A 15,214-nucleotide genomic window follows, 5' to 3' on the forward strand; every position below is an offset into this window, starting at 1 on the left:
GGCCATGCGTGTCATCGGCCTGTCATCGGCGTGCCATCGGCGGCGTGGTCAGCGCAGCAGGACGGCCAGTAGCTCCGCCAGCGTCGGGCCGCTGTCGGCGGGGTGGCGCAGCTGCTTGCCGTCGATGACGCGGTAGACGTTCGAGCGCCCGACGCGGTGGTGGCTGAGATAGCCCGCCGCTTCGAGGTCGGCGATGATCCGCTGGACCGCTCGCTCGGTCAGCAGGCAACTGGTCGCGATGTCGCGCACCCTGATGCCCGGGTCCCGGGCGATCTGCACCAGGACGCGCGCGTGATTGGTCAGGAACGTCCACTGGCGCCCGATGGCCGGCTGCTCTTCCACGCCCTCAGGATAGGGCGGTCGCGTTGGCTGAGACATGAGAGGAATTCGCGTGCTCCTTCCCGCTTTTCGTGGTCGCGGCGCGGTCTCGCGCACGGCCTGCATCCGCTCGCCGAACTCCCCCTTGTCGTCCTACCGCAACAGGACGATGGCATCGTTCGACATTGCTCGTCTCCTCATGCAGAGGCTTCCCCTCCCGACTCCGGCGTGTCCCCCGATGCCCCTCTGCCAAACACCGCGCTCAAACACCGCGCGCCCCTGCCGAACACCGCTGACCTCCTGCTGTGGCGCCGACGGCCGCTCGCGCGCGGTTTGCCGGGCCGCCCATCGGGCAGCCGCCCCGCCGACACGAGCCGGGGGCCGACGGCCCGGCCGCCCCGCGCCGTTCCCAGGACGGAGACCGCGACATGCCCATCAACCCCGAAACCCCCCAGCCCGAGCCGCCCGCCGACCCCGACCCCGGACCCGGACCCGACGCCAAGAACGCCACCGACGCCAAGGACGCCGCACTCGACGCCTTCCGCGCCCCGGACCCGGACGGCCCGCTCACCACCGACCAGGGTGTGCGCGTCGACGACACCGACAACTCGCTCATCATCGGCGACCGCGGCCCCACCCTGCTGGAGGACTTCCACCTCCGCGAGAAGCTCACCCACTTCGACCACGAGCGCATCCCCGAACGCGTGGTGCACGCCCGCGGCGCCGGCGCCTACGGCTTCTTCGAACCGTACGAGTCGCTCGCCGGGTTCACCTGCGCCGACTTCCTCCAGGAGGCCGGGCGCCGCACCCCGGTGTTCGTACGTTTCTCGACCGTGCAGGGCCCGCGCGGCTCCGCCGACACCGTACGGGACGTCCGCGGCTTCGCCACCAAGTTCTACACCCGGCACGGGAATTACGACCTGGTGGGCAACAACATGCCGGTGTTCTTCATCCAGGACGCCGTCAAGTTCCCGGACTTCGTCCACGCGGTGAAGCCCGAACCGCAGAACGAGATCCCCACCGGCGCTTCCGCGCACGACACCTTCTGGGACTTCTGCTCGCTCCAGCCCGAGTCCACTCACATGCTGATGTGGGTGATGTCCGACCGGGCGATCCCGCGCAGCTACCGGATGATGCAGGGCTTCGGTGTGCACACCTTCCGCCTGGTGAACCGGGACGGGCGCGGCACGTTCGTCAAGTTCCACTGGCGGCCGCGGCTCGGCGTCTGCTCCCAGGTGTGGGACGAGGCCCAGGTCACCGCCGGGCGGGATCCGGACTTCCACCGCCGGGACCTGTGGGAGGCGATCGCGGCGGGGGACTTCCCCGAATGGGAGCTCGGTGTCCAACTGGTCACGGCGAAGGACGAGTTCGCCTTCCCCTTCGATCTGCTGGACCCCACGAAGCTGATCCCGGAGGAACTGGTGCCGGTGCGCCCGGTGGGGCGGATGGTCCTCGACCGCAACCCGCAGAACTTCTTCGCCGAGACCGAGCAGGTGGCCTTCCACACCGCCAACATCGTGCCCGGAATCGACTTCACCAACGACCCGCTGCTCCAAGGCCGCAACTTCTCCTACCTGGACACCCAGCTGATCCGCCTGGGAGGCCCCAACTTCGGCCAGCTGCCCGTCAACCGCCCGCTGGCCGACGTACGGACCAACCACCGCGACGGCTACGGCCAGCAGGTCGTCCACTCGGGGACGAGTTACGCGCCGAACTCGGTGGGCGGCGGCTGCCCGTTCACCTTGGGCGGCGGCCACCTGCCGGAAGGGGTGTTCCAGCACTACCAGCAGCGGGTCAACGGCAGGGCGATCCGGCGGCGCAGCCCCAGCTTCGCCGACCACTACAGCCAGGCCGCGCTGTTCTGGCGCAGCATGGCGGGCTGGGAGCAGCGGCACATCACCGCCGCGTTCGCGTTCGAGCTCGGCAAGGTGGGCGACGAGGAGGTGCGGCGCCGGATGGTCGGCAACCTGGTGCGCGTGGACCCCGACCTGGCGGCGGAGGTCGCCCGGCGCATCGGCGTGCCCGAACCACAGCCGTCGCCCGAGGAGCGGGCGGCAGCGCGGGACGGCGACGAGTCGGCGGGCCCCCGGGTCTCCCCGGCGCTCAGCCTGGAGAACCTGCGCTGCAGCGGCATCCGTACCCGCAAGGTCGCTGTGCTGGCCGCGCCCGGGGTCGACGGCGGCCAGGTGCGGGCCGCGCACGAGCGGCTGGGCGCGCAGGGCGCCGTCGTGGAGACGCTGGCCGCGCACGGCGGTCACGTGGCCGCCCGTGGCGGTGGCCCTCTGCCGGTGGACCGCCCGCTGCCCACCACCGCCTCGGTGCTGTACGACGCGGTGGTGGTTCCGGACGGCGCCGGGCCCGCGCTGGCCGCCGATCCGGACGCCGTCCGCTTCCTCGCCGAGGCGCTGCGCCACGGCAAGCCGGCGGCGCTGCTCGGCTCCGGCGTCGAACTGGCCCGGGCGGGCGGTTACGACGCGCCCGGGAACCTGGCCGGCGTCGCGCTCCACGACCCGCAGGAGCCGGCGGATCCGGCCCTGTGGGACGGCTTCGCCCGGTTGGTCGAGCGGCACCGCTTCCCGGACCGCTGACCCCGCAGCGGCGCCACGTCCGTGCCCGGCCGCCCGCGCGCCTGCCCGCTGCGCCGCGCCCTAACCCACCCGCGCGCCGTAGCACCGGCCACCCGGCCTGGCGCCGGCGCTACGGCGTGCGGCGGGCCTGGACCACGGCGCGCCCGGCCAGTGCGCCGCCGTAGACGGTGTAGCCGACGCCGATCAGCCAGGACTGGACGATCAGCACCGTCCCGACCGTCCCGTAGGAGACCGCGTTGGACACCAGCAGCGGCGCGAAGACCAGCCGGGAGAAGAGCCGCAGACCCGCCAGCGCCACCATGGTCGCGACGGCTCCGGGCAGCAGCTGCCTCGGCGGGACGCGTCCGGCGAGCAGCAGGTGCTGAAGCCACCAGAACAACAGGAGGCCGCCGACGGTCGTGACGGCGATGCGGAAGGAGGGCTGGACGGCCGAGTGGTGCCAGGGCATGCCGCTGGAGGCGGCCAGCACGATGTACCCGATCAGCCCGGCCAGACCCAGGGTCTGGCGCCAGACCGCGTGCCACGGGCCGCGGTCGAGCTCCCACACGCGCTCGTAGACGCCCTGGACGGACGCCATCAACGAGACCCCGAAGACCGCCAGCGCGGCCAGGCCGAAGCCCGTGGTGGTGCTGAGCACCTGGCCCCGGGAGGCGAAGAGCCGGTGGACGGCGTCGGCGCCCGGCCCGCTCAGGCCAAGGCCGTCGGTGATCCACTCGGAGATCCCGCTGCCGCGCGAGGGGAAGGCGGCCGCGATGACGATCAGCAGCGGCACGAGGGTCACGAAGAAGAGCGCCGCGAAGGCCATCGAACGCTGGAGCAGTTCGATGGTGCGGCCGTGTTCCCACACGCCGACGACGGCCGCCCGCAGGACCTGCCACCAGCTGCGGGCGATCTCCGTCAACCGGCTCCGGCGGCGCACGCCGCTCAACCCAGGACGCCGCACGGCGACGGCGACGGCGGGGACGGCGACGGTCGGTTCACTGCCACTGGATCCTCGCTGTGCTCGACGCCCACGGACGGACCTGCCCCGTCAGGATGCCACCGCGCGGGGCGCGTCCGGCGCTCCGCCGTCGCGACCGGCGCCCGGCGCCGCCGGGTGGCCGCGCACGGACACCGCTCCTCCAGGACGCAGAACACCCGCCGGGCAAGCCGCCGGCAGGCCGTCAACTCACGGGCAGCCGCAGGTCACACCACACCGTCTTGCCCGTCCCCGAGGGGTGCCAGCCCCAGCGCAGGGTGAGCCGGCTCAGCAGGAACAGGCCGAGGCCTCCCGGTTCGTCCGGGCGGTGCGGGGGCCGGGGCAGCGGCGGGCGCGGACTGGTGTCGCTGACCTCGATCCGCAGCCGGCCGGTGGCGCGGATCAGGAGCAGCGTCCCGGGCTCGCCGGCGTGGCGCAGGGCGTTGCCGACGAGTTCGGAGACCAGCAGGACGGCGTCCGCGACCAGCAGCGGGTCGGCGACGTCGGCCAGGAACTCGGCGGTGAAGGCCCGGGCGTCGGCGGCCGCCCCGGGGTGGGCCCGGAGCGGCAGCCGCTGCGCCCACGGCCTCGTGGGGAACGGGCGTCCGGGGGAAGGCCGTGGTCCGGTCATGCGGTCGCGTCCTTCCCCGGCCCGGTGAGGGGCCCGTGGTCGTCGTGGGATCGGCTCCGGGGGCGTCGCGTCTCAGTGGCCGAACAGGTGGCGGATCCGGCCGCCGCGTGGGGGCTCGACCGGTAGGCCGACGTCCCGGCCGCCCTACTGGGCGGGGCGGTCCTCCGGCGGCGCGGGCTGCTCGCCCCCGTCGGGCGGGAGGGACCGCTCGGGCGGGTCCGGCCGCACCACCGGCTGGGACCGCTGGTGGGCCTCCCGGTGCGCGGCCGGCCGGACGGGGCGTCGGGTTCGCCGGGACCGCCGGGCCGTCAGCACCATCAGGGCCAGGCCCAGGCAGAAGAGCAGGGCGAGGGCCAGCCCGGCGAGGAAGATGCCCAGGCTGTCGAGCGCCGGCAGGCGGATGCCGAGCACCGTCGCCTGGTAGTCGGGCCCGCCGGAGAGGTTGTCCGCGATCAGCAGTCCGGCGAAGGCACCGGCCGCCGCCATCAGCAGGAGTCCTAGCAGCAACATGGGGAGTCCTCTCCGTCGTCCGGTTCCGGTCGCCCCCGCAGGGCCGCGCCTACCCGGGCGGGCCCGCGCCTAACGCCGCGCTTCGCAAGCCCGCTCCCGCTCGGGGCGAGGGGGCCGGGGTTCACGCGGCAGGGGGCTACCGGCTCTGGACGGCGATCAGGCAGGTGTCGTCGTCGGTGTCGGCGGGGCTGAGCTCCAGCAGCCGGTCGAGGTAGCGCTCCAGGTCGGGGCCGGGGGCTCCGGCGGCGCGGATCAGCTGGTCGACGGACTCCTCGACCGGGCGGTCCCGGCGTTCGACCAGGCCGTCGGTGTAGAGGACCAGGACGTCGCCCGGCGGCAGGTGGGCGGTGTGCTCCTCGTACCGGGCGTCGTCCAGGGCGCCGAGGAGCACGCCGTGCGGCAGCGGCAGCACCTGGGCGCCGTCCGCTCCGACCAGGATCGGGGGCAGGTGCCCGGCCCGCGCCCAGCGCAGTTCGCCGACGGCCGGGTCGATGAGCACGCAGACGGCCGTCGCGGTGATCTGGCCGGGTTCGCGCAGGGCGACGGTGTTGGCCCACTCCAGCATCCGGGCCGGGCCGGCCCCGGTGACGGCGAGGCCGCGCAGCACGTGCCGCAGGGCGACCATGCCGGTGGCCGCGCCGACGCCGTGCCCGGCGACGTCCCCGACGGTGAGCAGCACCCGCTTGTCGGGCAGCAGCAGCACGTCGTACCAGTCGCCGCCGACCCGGTCGTACTGGGCGGCGGGGCGGTAGCGGACGGCGGCGCGCAGGCCGGCCGGGCCGAGCGGGGGCGGAGCGGCTGGCAGGAGGGCCTGCTGGAGCCGCAGCGCCAGTCGCTCGCTGTCGGCGGTCTCCTGCTCGCTGTCAGCCAGGCGTGCCCGGGTGGCACCGAGTGCGACCTCCGTACGGTGCTGGGCGGACACGTCGTGGAAGGCGCCGCGCACACCGGTCAGCCGGCCGTGGTCGTCGAGGACGGGCTCGGCGATCACCCGGGTGTACCGGTGGGTGCCGTCCTGGTGGGCCAGGCGGACGACGGCGGAGGCCGTCCGGTGCCGGCGCTGGACGGTGTCCAACAGGCGCCGGATCGCGGGCTCGTCGTCGGGGTGGGCGTGCCGGGCGAGTTGGGCCAGCGGGACCGGGTCGGTGTCGGGCGCCAGCCCGTAGATCTCGTACAGGCCGTCGCTCCATCGGATCCGGCCGTCGGCCGGGCACTCCTCGAACCCGGCCACCCGGGCCAGCCGCTGGGCCTGGCGCAGCAGGACGCTCTGCTCGGCCTCACCGGCCCGCGCGCTCTCCGTCTGCCAGCCGACCAGCACGCGACCGCCGACGGGGGCCGCCGCGAGCAGGACGGTGGCGGGAAGCGCGAGTTCGCCCTGCTGGAAGACCAGCCGGACCCGCTCGCCGGGCAACGGCGCCCCGGTCTCGTGCACCCGGATCAGCCGTTCGAAGAGGCCGCCGGCGCACGCGGCCGGGTAGACCTCCAGGAGCGAGGCGCCCTCCAGCGTGTCCCGGGGGCGGCCCAGCGGATCGCGGAAGTGCGCGTTGGTCCGCAGGAGCGTGAAGTCGGCGACCTCTCCTCGGCGGACGACCGGCTCCAGCAGCAGGGCCGGGGTGGGCAGGCCTTCCAGGAGGGCGGTGTCGTCGCCGGGCGGGACGGGGACGGGGGTGGGGGCGGCGTCGGCCAGGAGGGTCGCGCAGAGGTCGGCGAGGGCGTGGAGCCGGCGGCGTTGGGGCCCGCCGAGCACGGGGGCGGGTGCGGGGGCGGGGCCGGGTGCGGGGCCGGGTGCGGGCCACAGGACCTCCAGCGCGCCCCGGCGGCGGCCTGCGTCGATCAGCGGGAGGACGGCCCGGGCCGAGCCGGCCCCCACCGACGGGCCTGCGGCCTCCGGATCGCCGGGCCACAGCTCCGCGCCGCCGACCACGGCACGCTGGGCCGGGGTGGGGACGCCCGGTGGCACCCGGCTCCAGGCGTCGGCCTCGGCGGCGGGCAGCCCGGCGTGCGCGGCGAGGGCGAGCGCGCCGCCCGGCAGCCGCAGCCACAGCGCGACGGCGTGCGCGCCGAGCGCGTCCGCCGTCTGCTCCAGGACGGCTTCGGCGGCGCCTTGCAGATCGGCGACGGCGGCCAGCGCGGGCGTCACGGGGTCAGGCGTCACGGGGTCGGACAGCGAGGAACCGGGTAGCTGGCCGGGTTCCTGGCCCGACACCCCGGCGATGTCGGCGGCCAGGGCCGCCACGGGCACGGCGGCCTCCCGGGCGAGCCTGGCGAGTCGGACGGCGGCTTCGGCGGGGAGCAGGCCGAGGCGCTCGGCCAGGATCCCGGTGGCCAGGTCGACGACGGCGAGGGCGCGGGCGTCGGCTTGCACCCGGGCGGCGGTGCTCTGGAGCCGGCGCACGGTTTCGGCGAGGGCCCGGGCCGTGGTGTCCGAGGGCTCGTGCCCGGCGGTCATGGCGTGTCCAGCCAGTGCTGCATCCGGCCGAGCAGGTGTCGGGTGTCGACGGGTTCGGTGACGTGGTCGTCGGCGTCGGCGGCGAGGCTCTTGTCCTGGTCCCCCGGCATGGCCTTGGCGGTGACGGCGCTGACCGGCAGGCGGGCGCAGCGCTCGTCGGCGCGGATGGCGGCGATCGCGGTGTAGCCGTCGAGGCCGGGCATCATCACGTCCATCAGCACGAGGTCGGTCTCGGGGTGGGTGCGTAGCAGGTCGAGCCCAGCGCGGCCGTCGGGGGCGTGCAGCAGGCGCTTCCAGGTGCCGGAGCCGCCCTCGGCCCGGGCCTGGCCGCCGGGCTGGCCCTCGCTGCCGACCTCGCGGGCGACCCTGGTCACCTCGCCGGCGAACGCGGACAGCTGGTCGGCCATGGTGTTGAAGACCGTCGCGATCTCCCCGAGCACGCCGGGCCGGGTGGGCGCGGGCCGGGTGGCGAAGTCCCCGTCGCGCACGGCGGTCGGCCCGGCGAGCAGGTGCCGCAGGGCCTGCTCGGCCGGATCGGCGCCGGGTGCCGGCCGCTCGTCCATCCGTTCCACCGCCCGGGTCCGCCGCACGCCCGGGGTGCCCGACCGGGCGCCCCGACCCCGGGGCGGCGGGCCGCCGCCCTGCTCCCACTGTGCCACCGGAGGGCGAAGGGCGACAGGCAGGACAGGTGTCGGGCCGGCGGGCCGGGGCCCGGGGCGGCGGGCCGCGCGTTCACTCCGGTGGCGCGTCCCGCAGCACGAAGACCTCGACGGCCCCGGTCAGTTCGAGCATCCGCAGGACCAGCGGGCGGGGGCGGGCCAGTTCGATCCGGCTGCCTTCGGCGGCCGCGCGGGCGTGGGCCCGGAGCATCGCGTTGAGCCCCGTGGAGTCGCAGAACTCCAGGCCTGCGCAGTCGAGCACGATGACGGTGAGGGGCGCGGCCAGGGCCGCGTCGAGGGCCGTGTGCAGGGCGCCGACCGAGTCGAGGTCGAGTTCGCCGTCCAGCGCGAGGACGGTGCCGTCGGCCCATGGCCGGGCCCGTGCGGTGAACCCGCCCGGCCCCGGGGCACCCGGCGCCGGGGCACGGCCAGTCGGTGGTCGGCGGGTCATGGTGTCGGCTCCTTCCGTTACCGGCCGGTCGGGCGGTTCACGCCGTACGGTACGCATCCGCTCGGGCGGGTGCGGGGCGCAGCCCGTGGCCGGGGGCGCCGTCCGCGCCGGGGGTGACGGTGCCGCCCGCCGGGTCGGGGGTGCCGTCGAAGGGCAACCGCTCGACCCGGACGTGGTCGGAAACCTTCGGGGACACGGTGTTCCTCCTTCATCACGCTTCATCACGCTTCGCCCAGAGCGGCCCCCCACAGCGCGGCTATCCGCTGCGGGGGGCCGGAAACGCCCGGGAGGGAGGGAAATCAGCGCGGCGCCTCGGGTTCAGCGGCTCCCTCGTCGTCCGCTCCACAGTCGTCCGCTCCCTCGGGTTCGGCCGGACCTGCGGGTTCGTCCGCCCAGCCGGGGGCGTCGCGGTCCTCCAACTGCTCGCGCAGGCTGGTGAGGGTGGCGGTGAGCAGGCGGGAGACGTGCATCTGGGAGACGCCGATGCGCTCGGCGATCTGGGACTGGGTCCAGCCGTCCCAGAAGCGCAGCTTGAGCACCGTCTGATCGCGGCACGACAGGCGGGCGAGCAGGGGGCGCACGGCGGTGCGGAAGTCCGCGAGTTCGATGCCGGGGTCGCAGGCCCCCAGGCGGTCGAGCATGGCGCTGCCGCTCTCGTCGAGGTCCTGCTCGCGCGGCGCGTCCAGCGAGTCGGGCCGGTAGACGCGGCCGGCGACCAGGCCCTCGGTGGCCTCCTCGACGGTGATGTGGAGGTCCTCGGCGATCTCGTCGGGGTGCGGGAGGCGGCCGAGTTCCTGCTCCAGCCGGTCGGATCCGCGGGCCACGGTCAGGTACAGCTCCTGCATGCCGCGCGGGACCCGGACCGGCCAGGAGGTGTCGCGGAAGAAGCGCTTGATCTCGCCGGCGATGGTGGGGATGGCGTAGGTGACGAACTCGACGCCGCGGTACGGGTCGTAGCCGTCGACGGCCTTGATCAGGCCGATCGTGCCGACCTGGAGGATGTCGTCCATGTCCTCGGCGCGGTGGCGGAAGCGGGCGGCGATGAAGCGCACCAGCGGCATGTTGAGTTCGATGATCGTGCCGCGCACGTAGCTGTACGCGTGCGTTTCGCGGGCGAGTGCGGCCAGGCGCTCGAACAGCGCGTCGCTGAGTTCGCGTGCCTCGTACTTGCCCATCGCGCGCAGTTGCGCGTCCGTCGGGCGGGGTGGCACGTCGGGCGGAAGGCCGGACGGCGGGACGGCCGTCCGGTCGGTGGGGCGACCGGTTTCCAGCATGGTGGACACGGTGGCTCTCTCCTGGGGCATCGGGGCGAACGCCCGGCACCGCGAGCGGCTCGCGCCGAACGCGACGGGCTGCTTTCCGGAGGACCTGGGCCCGGCTTCCGTCGGGCGACGGCCCCGGTGGCACCCGGCGAGGGTGCGGACGCGACTGGCTGCGATCCATGGCCGCGTCATGCGTTCTCTACCCGACACACGACTTCCAATTCATGTTTTGGGCGGTTTATTGCCTTATCTACAGATACACGCGTATGACGATCACGCCGCTGACGAGGACCACGCCGGTGATGACGACCGCCTCGGCACCGCCGCCCCAGCCGCACCCCGGTCAGACCTGAGACCCCGCTCAGCCCTGGAGGACGCCGGGATCCACCGGGGGCGCGACCTCCAGCCAGACCAGCTTCCCCTCGCCCTCGGGCAGGCAGCCCCAGTCGCGCGCCAGCCGGTCCACCACCCGCAGGCCGTGGCCGCCGGGACGGCCCGGGTCCGCGAACGGGCGCAGCCGCGGCGCGGCCGGGCTGGCGTCCGAGACCTCCACCCGCAGCCGCTCGCCGTCCCAGCCCAGCCGCAGTTCCCGGGGACCGCCGGGCGCGTACAGGCACGCATTGGTGACCAGCTCCGACACCATCAGCAGGACGTCCTCCGCCGCCGCCAGCCGCCCGGCATCCGGCGCGGGCAGCCAGTGCCAGGCGAGCAGCGCCGCCCGGCTGAAGTCCCGGGACCGCTGGACCGCGCCCTCACTACCGGCCAGCACGAGCCGCCTGGTCCGGTCGGAGCCGCTCGGCCCCTGGCCGGAAGCCGTCGCCCTCCGGTCGGAGTCCTTCGGCAACGCTCCTTCCCCGGGGCTCTTCATGCCGGGCTCTCCTCACTCCACGTCGTCGCAGCCGCGCTGCGGCGGGTCCGCGGTCTTCAGAGCGGCGTCGAGGTCCGGGTGGATGCGCAGCACCGTGTCGGCCTCCGTGATCGCGAACAGCCTCGCCACCACGGGCCTCGGACCGGCGAGTTCCAGCCGCAGACCGGCCGCCTCGGCGTCCAGGCGTGCGCGCAGCAGCAGGTTCAGCCCGGTGGAGTCGCAGAACCGCAGGCCGGTGAGATCGACGACGATCCGTTCCTCGCCCCCGGCCACCGGACGGGAGAGCGCCGCCCACAGCCCGTTCGCGCTGCCGTGGTCCAGTTCGCCTTCGACGGAGACCACCCGCACGCGGCCCTCCCGCCGCACCGCGACGCGCAGGCCGCCGACTTGCTGCTCCCCCTCACCCCGGCTGGGCTGCTCGGCCGGCCGTGGCATGGCGGGCTCCCGGTCCGGTCGCGGCGGCGTCCTGTCGTCCCGACCGCCATCCCGCGCGGCAGTTCGGGTCGCGCGTCCGACCCGGACCGGACGGACCACCGCCCCGGGCACGGCCACCACCCCGGGCAGCGCCGGGCCCACCACCCGCTCCTCATCCATGCCCCGCGTGTGCCCGCAGCCACGGTGGCTACACGTGTGAGGGAGCAGGAGGCGATCGCCATGACCACGTCGGAGGACACCGACCGCGACGACCCCGCCCCGCCGCGGACCGGCCGCCGGGAGTCGTCCGGGGAGTGGCCCCCGGACACCGGACGGGGCATCCGTGCGTAGCTGGCCGTGGACTTCGCGGCGCTGCTGGTCGCGCTCACGGCGCAGCTGTGAACGCGAGCGTTCCGACCCGTCGACCGTTTCCGGGCATCGACCGTTTCCAGACCCTCGACCGTTTCCGCCCCCTCGGCCCGGGTAGCCGCGCGACGCCGGACGAAGCCCGGCAGACGCCAGGGAGGCCGCCCGTGCGAGTGAACGGCGCGAGACCGGCCCGGCGGCGCCACCCGACCCGGGTGGTCCCGCCCCGGGCGCGCCCCGTTGTGTCCGACGGGTCCGAAGGCCGCGTGCCGGCCGGGCTGCGGACCGCCGCCGGGTACACCTGGCGACTGCTCCTGCTCGGGGTGGCCGCCTACCTGGCCGTCGCCGTGCTCGGCCGGCTCCAGATGCCGGTCATCGCCGTGTTCCTGGCGCTGGTCATCACCTCGGTCCTGCGGCCGTTCGTCGACCTGCTGGCACGGGCGCTGCCCCGCTCGGTCGCCGTCCTGCTGGCCCTCGTGTGCGCCATCGTGGTCGTGGCCGGCGTTCTCGCACTGGTGGGGACGACCGTCGCCGGCGAGTGGGGCCGGCTGGGCACCGAACTGCGCGGCGGCCTCGGGCGGATCGACCACCTGCTCACCGGCGCCCCCTTCCACCTGCGGGCCGGCACCGTCACCGACCTGCGGGCGAAGCTCGGCGAGTTCCTCACCGCCCACCGCTCGGCGCTGCTCAGCACCGCGCTCAGCGGGGCGAGCCGGGTCGTCGAAATGCTCACCGGGCTGGCGCTCGCGGTGTTCTGCTCGGTGTTCTTCCTCCACTCCGGCGACCGGATGTGGTGCTGGGCGCAGCACCAGCTCCCGGCCCGGTCACGACCTGCCTGGAGCCGCGCGGGGCACGCCGCGTGGCGCACCTTCGCCGGCTACACCCGGGGTGTGCTGATCGTGGCGGCGACCAACGCGGTGCTGGTCGGCGTCGCGCTGGCCGTCCTGCGGGTGCCGCTCGTGCTGCCACTGATCGTGCTGGAGTTCGTCGCGGCGCTCGTCCCGCTGATCGGCTCCCCCATCGCGCTGGCCGTCGCCGCGCTGGTCGCCCTGGCGGCCCGCGGCCCAGTGGTCGCGCTGCTGGTGCTCGGGCTGATCGTGGTCATCGGCCAGGTCGAGGGCCATCTGCTGCACCCGCTGGTCATGGGCTGGTCCGTCCGGATCCACCCGGTGGCGATCGCGCTGTCGGTGATCGGCGGCGCCGTGCTGGCCGGTGTCCTCGGCGCGGTGGTGGCGGTGCCGGTGGTGTCGGTCGCCTGGGCGGTGATCTGCGAACTCCGCGACCACGGCCCACCACCCCGCCGCCCGGGCCCACGAACCCGCCCCCCAGCGGCACCCCACGGTCAGCCACCCCACCAGCCCGCCGAACGCCGCCCCCCGCACCGCCCCGCCCCCGGCCGGGGCCCCCGGTGACCGGACTGATCACACCACGACGGCCCGAAGGGTCGGATCCGCGCCGAAATTGCACGCGACCCGTTCCCTTCCGGCCCGGGCGTCGTTGGGCAGGTGATTGACGTGATCCGGCCCGGACGGTCCGCGCATTGCCAGGTGACCCGCCCAGGGCCCAACCCATTGGCATGACGAGGGAGACTGACGATGAAGCTGAGTGTTCGACGCGGACTGCTCGCGGCGACCGCCACGGTCGGCCTGATCCTGGTGGCGGCCGCGCCGCAGGCCACGGCGGCCGGCCCGCAGCACCCCGCCTCCACCACCAGTACCGAGCAGGCGGGCGGGCAGCGGGTGGCGCCGGGGGATCCGGTCCGCGACGGGAGCCCGGACTCCGCGGTCGACCGGGTCGCCGACTTCTACGGCGCCTACATCGACGCCGTCTCCGACGGCACCGACAACCTGTCGGACGGCCTGCGCGCCCACTACCTCACGGCGGACTTCCAGCAGCGGCTGGCCGCCTGGGAGCAGGCCAACCACGCCGACGGCGTCCTCCGCGCCCAGGACGTGCCCACCCACTGGGAGGTGCGGTACCACGACTCCGGGGCCGGCCACCTGTTCACCACCGTCACGCTCACCTGGGGCACCGGCCCCAACGCCACGCACACCAAGCTGGCCGTGCAGAGCGACCTGAGCACCAAGCTCATCTCGGACATCGAGGACGCCCCGGCCGGTTACTGACACGAGCCCGGAGCGGATGACGGAGCGGACGGTGGGAACGCGGGCGGCCGACGACATCGTGTGAGAACGAAGCCGCCGATCCTCCTCCCGCCGACTGCCGTCCGTGGTGGGACTGGCCCCCGAGCCGGTCCCACCACTGCCGTCGCCGCATCGTCCGAAGTACACCCACGCCGTTCTGCCGCCGGCGAAAAACCGGCCCGGCCGGGTTCGACGCTCACTACAGTCCGGTCCCATGACGACGGTTACCACGCGCACGGTCGAGTACCCGGCCGACGGCCTCACGATGATCGGGCACCTCGCGCTCCCGGCCGGTACCGGCCGCCGACCCGCGGTCCTGGTCGGGCCCGAGGGGCCGGGGCTGAACGACTTCCAGCGCCGCCGGGCCGACGCCCTCGCCGAACTCGGCTACGTGGCAATGGCCTTCGACATCAACGGCGGGCGCTGGTTCACCGACCCGCAGGAGATGCTGGCGCACGTCACTCCCCTGCTCGCCGACCCCGACCGGATGCGCGGCATCGGCCACGCGGCGCTCGACGTGCTGCGCGCCGAACCGCGGACGGACCCCGACCGGATCGCCGCCATCGGCTACGGCACCGGCGGCGCGATCGCCCTGGAACTCGGGCGCGACGGCGTCGACCTGCGCGCGATCGGGACGGTCAACGCCCTGACCACGGGCCGACCGGGCGAGGCGGCGCGCATCCGCTGCCCCGTCTGGGCCGGGGTCGGATCGGAGGACCCGATCATGCCGCCCGCGCAACGGGACGCGTTCGCCGCCGAGATGCAGGCCGCGGGCGTCGACTGGCGCCTCATGGTCTACGGCGGCGCGCTGCACGCCTTCCACCACCCGACGGTCGGCCACGCCGTGCTCCCCGGCGTCGGCCACCACCCCCGGCACGCTCAGCGCGCCTGGCGCGACATCGTCGCCCTGCTCGCCGAGTGCCTGCCCGTAACGGAGTGACCCGGCCGGCGGACCCGACCTGCCCGGCGAGTCAGGCGAGCCGGGCAAGTCAGACGTCGGCTTCTGCGATCTGACGCACCATGTGATCGCCCTCGAACCAGCGGCTCAACAGCTGGTGAACCGGGTCCGGACTCCCCGCCTGGTCTCCACGGCCCCAGCCCCAGCCGGCTCCCTGGGCGGGCGGCGTGCCGCCGGTCATCGCGGCCAAGCGGATCAGCGCCGTCTCGGTAGCGCCCGCGTCCTCCTTCCCGAGGGCCCACATGAACACCTGCGGATCCGCGGCGGCCGCCAGGACCGGGGAAAGCCCACAGCCGGCCGAGTACCACAGGGTGTTTCCACGGCGACGCGCGTCCCGGAACTGCTCGGTCCACGTCCTCTCGTTTTTCGTTCGCCTGGTCACGTTGCCCGACCTGCCGATGTACAGCACCGGATGACCGACTGCCCCCGCGTCCACCCAGACATAGATGCCCGATCCGGTCACCTCGTCCGGGCTCTCCGGCCCGATCGCCGCACGTATCGTGCCGATGTCCATGCACCCCTCCCAGGTCTCACGAAGGACGCCGACTGTACTGATCGGCCCCGGCGTACTGACAGCCGGGGCCGACCGACGTCCCCTGGCCGACCTGTCCCGCCCACGGCGGGCACCTCGGCGGGGCACC

Annotated in this window: 15 protein-coding genes and 1 pseudogene; 4 read left to right on the forward strand and 12 right to left on the reverse strand. The window is 74.7% G+C overall.

The genetic code is table 11. The features are described from left to right. Positions 1 to 48: 48 nt before the first annotated feature. On the reverse strand, positions 49 to 378 hold the full coding sequence (locus AB0R04_RS22685; RefSeq protein WP_363373927.1) for a helix-turn-helix domain-containing protein: 330 nt from the start codon (positions 376 to 378) through the stop codon (positions 49 to 51). A gap of 368 nt (positions 379 to 746) precedes the next feature. On the opposite strand from AB0R04_RS22685, the gene AB0R04_RS22690 reads away from it, so the two are divergent. After that, the gene (locus AB0R04_RS22690) at positions 747 to 2,906 is read left to right on the forward strand and encodes a catalase (protein ID WP_363373930.1); all 2,160 of its coding nucleotides are present in this window, start codon (positions 747 to 749) and stop codon (positions 2,904 to 2,906) included. Positions 2,907 to 3,015: 109 nt separating this feature from the next. Here AB0R04_RS22690 and AB0R04_RS22695 read toward each other — a convergent pair whose 3' ends face one another. From AB0R04_RS22695 to AB0R04_RS22740, 10 genes and pseudogenes are all read right to left on the reverse strand, one after another. Further along, on the reverse strand, positions 3,016 to 3,807 hold the full coding sequence (locus AB0R04_RS22695) for a YhjD/YihY/BrkB family envelope integrity protein (RefSeq protein WP_363373933.1): 792 nt from the start codon (positions 3,805 to 3,807) through the stop codon (positions 3,016 to 3,018). 262 nt (positions 3,808 to 4,069) lie between these two features. After that, positions 4,070 to 4,495: an ATP-binding protein gene (locus tag AB0R04_RS22700; protein ID WP_363373936.1), complete on the reverse strand. Its 426-nt coding sequence runs from the start codon at positions 4,493 to 4,495 to the stop codon at positions 4,070 to 4,072. A gap of 144 nt (positions 4,496 to 4,639) precedes the next feature. After that, positions 4,640 to 5,005, reverse strand: coding sequence for a hypothetical protein (locus tag AB0R04_RS22705; RefSeq protein WP_363373939.1), 366 nt, complete (start codon positions 5,003 to 5,005; stop codon positions 4,640 to 4,642). 136 nt (positions 5,006 to 5,141) lie between these two features. Next, the gene (locus AB0R04_RS22710; RefSeq protein WP_363373941.1) at positions 5,142 to 7,451 is read right to left on the reverse strand and encodes a SpoIIE family protein phosphatase; all 2,310 of its coding nucleotides are present in this window, start codon (positions 7,449 to 7,451) and stop codon (positions 5,142 to 5,144) included. Next, positions 7,448 to 8,014 carry a response regulator gene (locus tag AB0R04_RS22715; protein WP_363373943.1) on the reverse strand — a complete coding sequence of 189 codons (567 nt, stop codon included), beginning with the start codon at positions 8,012 to 8,014 and terminating at the stop codon, positions 7,448 to 7,450. The genes AB0R04_RS22710 and AB0R04_RS22715 overlap by 4 nt, the downstream gene beginning before the upstream one ends. A gap of 169 nt (positions 8,015 to 8,183) precedes the next feature. Next, on the reverse strand, positions 8,184 to 8,561 hold the full coding sequence (locus tag AB0R04_RS22720) for an STAS domain-containing protein (protein ID WP_363373945.1): 378 nt from the start codon (positions 8,559 to 8,561) through the stop codon (positions 8,184 to 8,186). 37 nt (positions 8,562 to 8,598) lie between these two features. Continuing rightward, positions 8,599 to 8,739: pseudogene (locus AB0R04_RS22725) on the reverse strand (mandelate racemase); the annotation flags it as partial. 121 nt (positions 8,740 to 8,860) lie between these two features. Further along, a complete protein-coding gene (locus tag AB0R04_RS22730; RefSeq protein WP_363373948.1) occupies positions 8,861 to 9,835 on the reverse strand; it encodes a SigB/SigF/SigG family RNA polymerase sigma factor in 975 nt (324 codons plus the stop codon). A 349-nt stretch (positions 9,836 to 10,184) separates the two neighbouring features. Beyond that, positions 10,185 to 10,691 carry an ATP-binding protein gene (locus AB0R04_RS22735; protein WP_363373951.1) on the reverse strand — a complete coding sequence of 169 codons (507 nt, stop codon included), beginning with the start codon at positions 10,689 to 10,691 and terminating at the stop codon, positions 10,185 to 10,187. Positions 10,692 to 10,703: 12 nt separating this feature from the next. Further along, positions 10,704 to 11,126, reverse strand: coding sequence for an STAS domain-containing protein (locus tag AB0R04_RS22740; RefSeq protein ID WP_363373954.1), 423 nt, complete (start codon positions 11,124 to 11,126; stop codon positions 10,704 to 10,706). Positions 11,127 to 11,737: 611 nt separating this feature from the next. Here AB0R04_RS22740 and AB0R04_RS22745 point away from each other — a divergent pair. The 3 genes from AB0R04_RS22745 to AB0R04_RS22755 all read left to right on the forward strand — a co-directional run bounded on the left by AB0R04_RS22745 (position 11,738) and on the right by AB0R04_RS22755 (position 14,555). Continuing rightward, positions 11,738 to 12,883 carry an AI-2E family transporter gene (locus tag AB0R04_RS22745; RefSeq protein WP_363373957.1) on the forward strand — a complete coding sequence of 382 codons (1,146 nt, stop codon included), beginning with the start codon at positions 11,738 to 11,740 and terminating at the stop codon, positions 12,881 to 12,883. A 183-nt stretch (positions 12,884 to 13,066) separates the two neighbouring features. Next, entirely contained in the window at positions 13,067 to 13,597 is a 531-nt protein-coding gene (locus AB0R04_RS22750; RefSeq protein ID WP_363373959.1) for a hypothetical protein, read from the forward strand. Between the two features lie 232 nt (positions 13,598 to 13,829). Beyond that, entirely contained in the window at positions 13,830 to 14,555 is a 726-nt protein-coding gene (locus AB0R04_RS22755; RefSeq protein ID WP_363373961.1) for a dienelactone hydrolase family protein, read from the forward strand. A 49-nt stretch (positions 14,556 to 14,604) separates the two neighbouring features. Here AB0R04_RS22755 and AB0R04_RS22760 read toward each other — a convergent pair whose 3' ends face one another. Next, positions 14,605 to 15,087, reverse strand: a complete 483-nt coding sequence (locus tag AB0R04_RS22760) for a hypothetical protein (RefSeq protein ID WP_363373964.1) — start codon at positions 15,085 to 15,087, stop codon at positions 14,605 to 14,607. Between the last annotated feature and the right edge of the window lie 127 nt (positions 15,088 to 15,214).

The sequence above is a fragment of the Kitasatospora sp. NPDC056731 genome (genome assembly GCF_040687675.1).
GTDB lineage: Bacteria > Actinomycetota > Actinomycetes > Streptomycetales > Streptomycetaceae > Kitasatospora.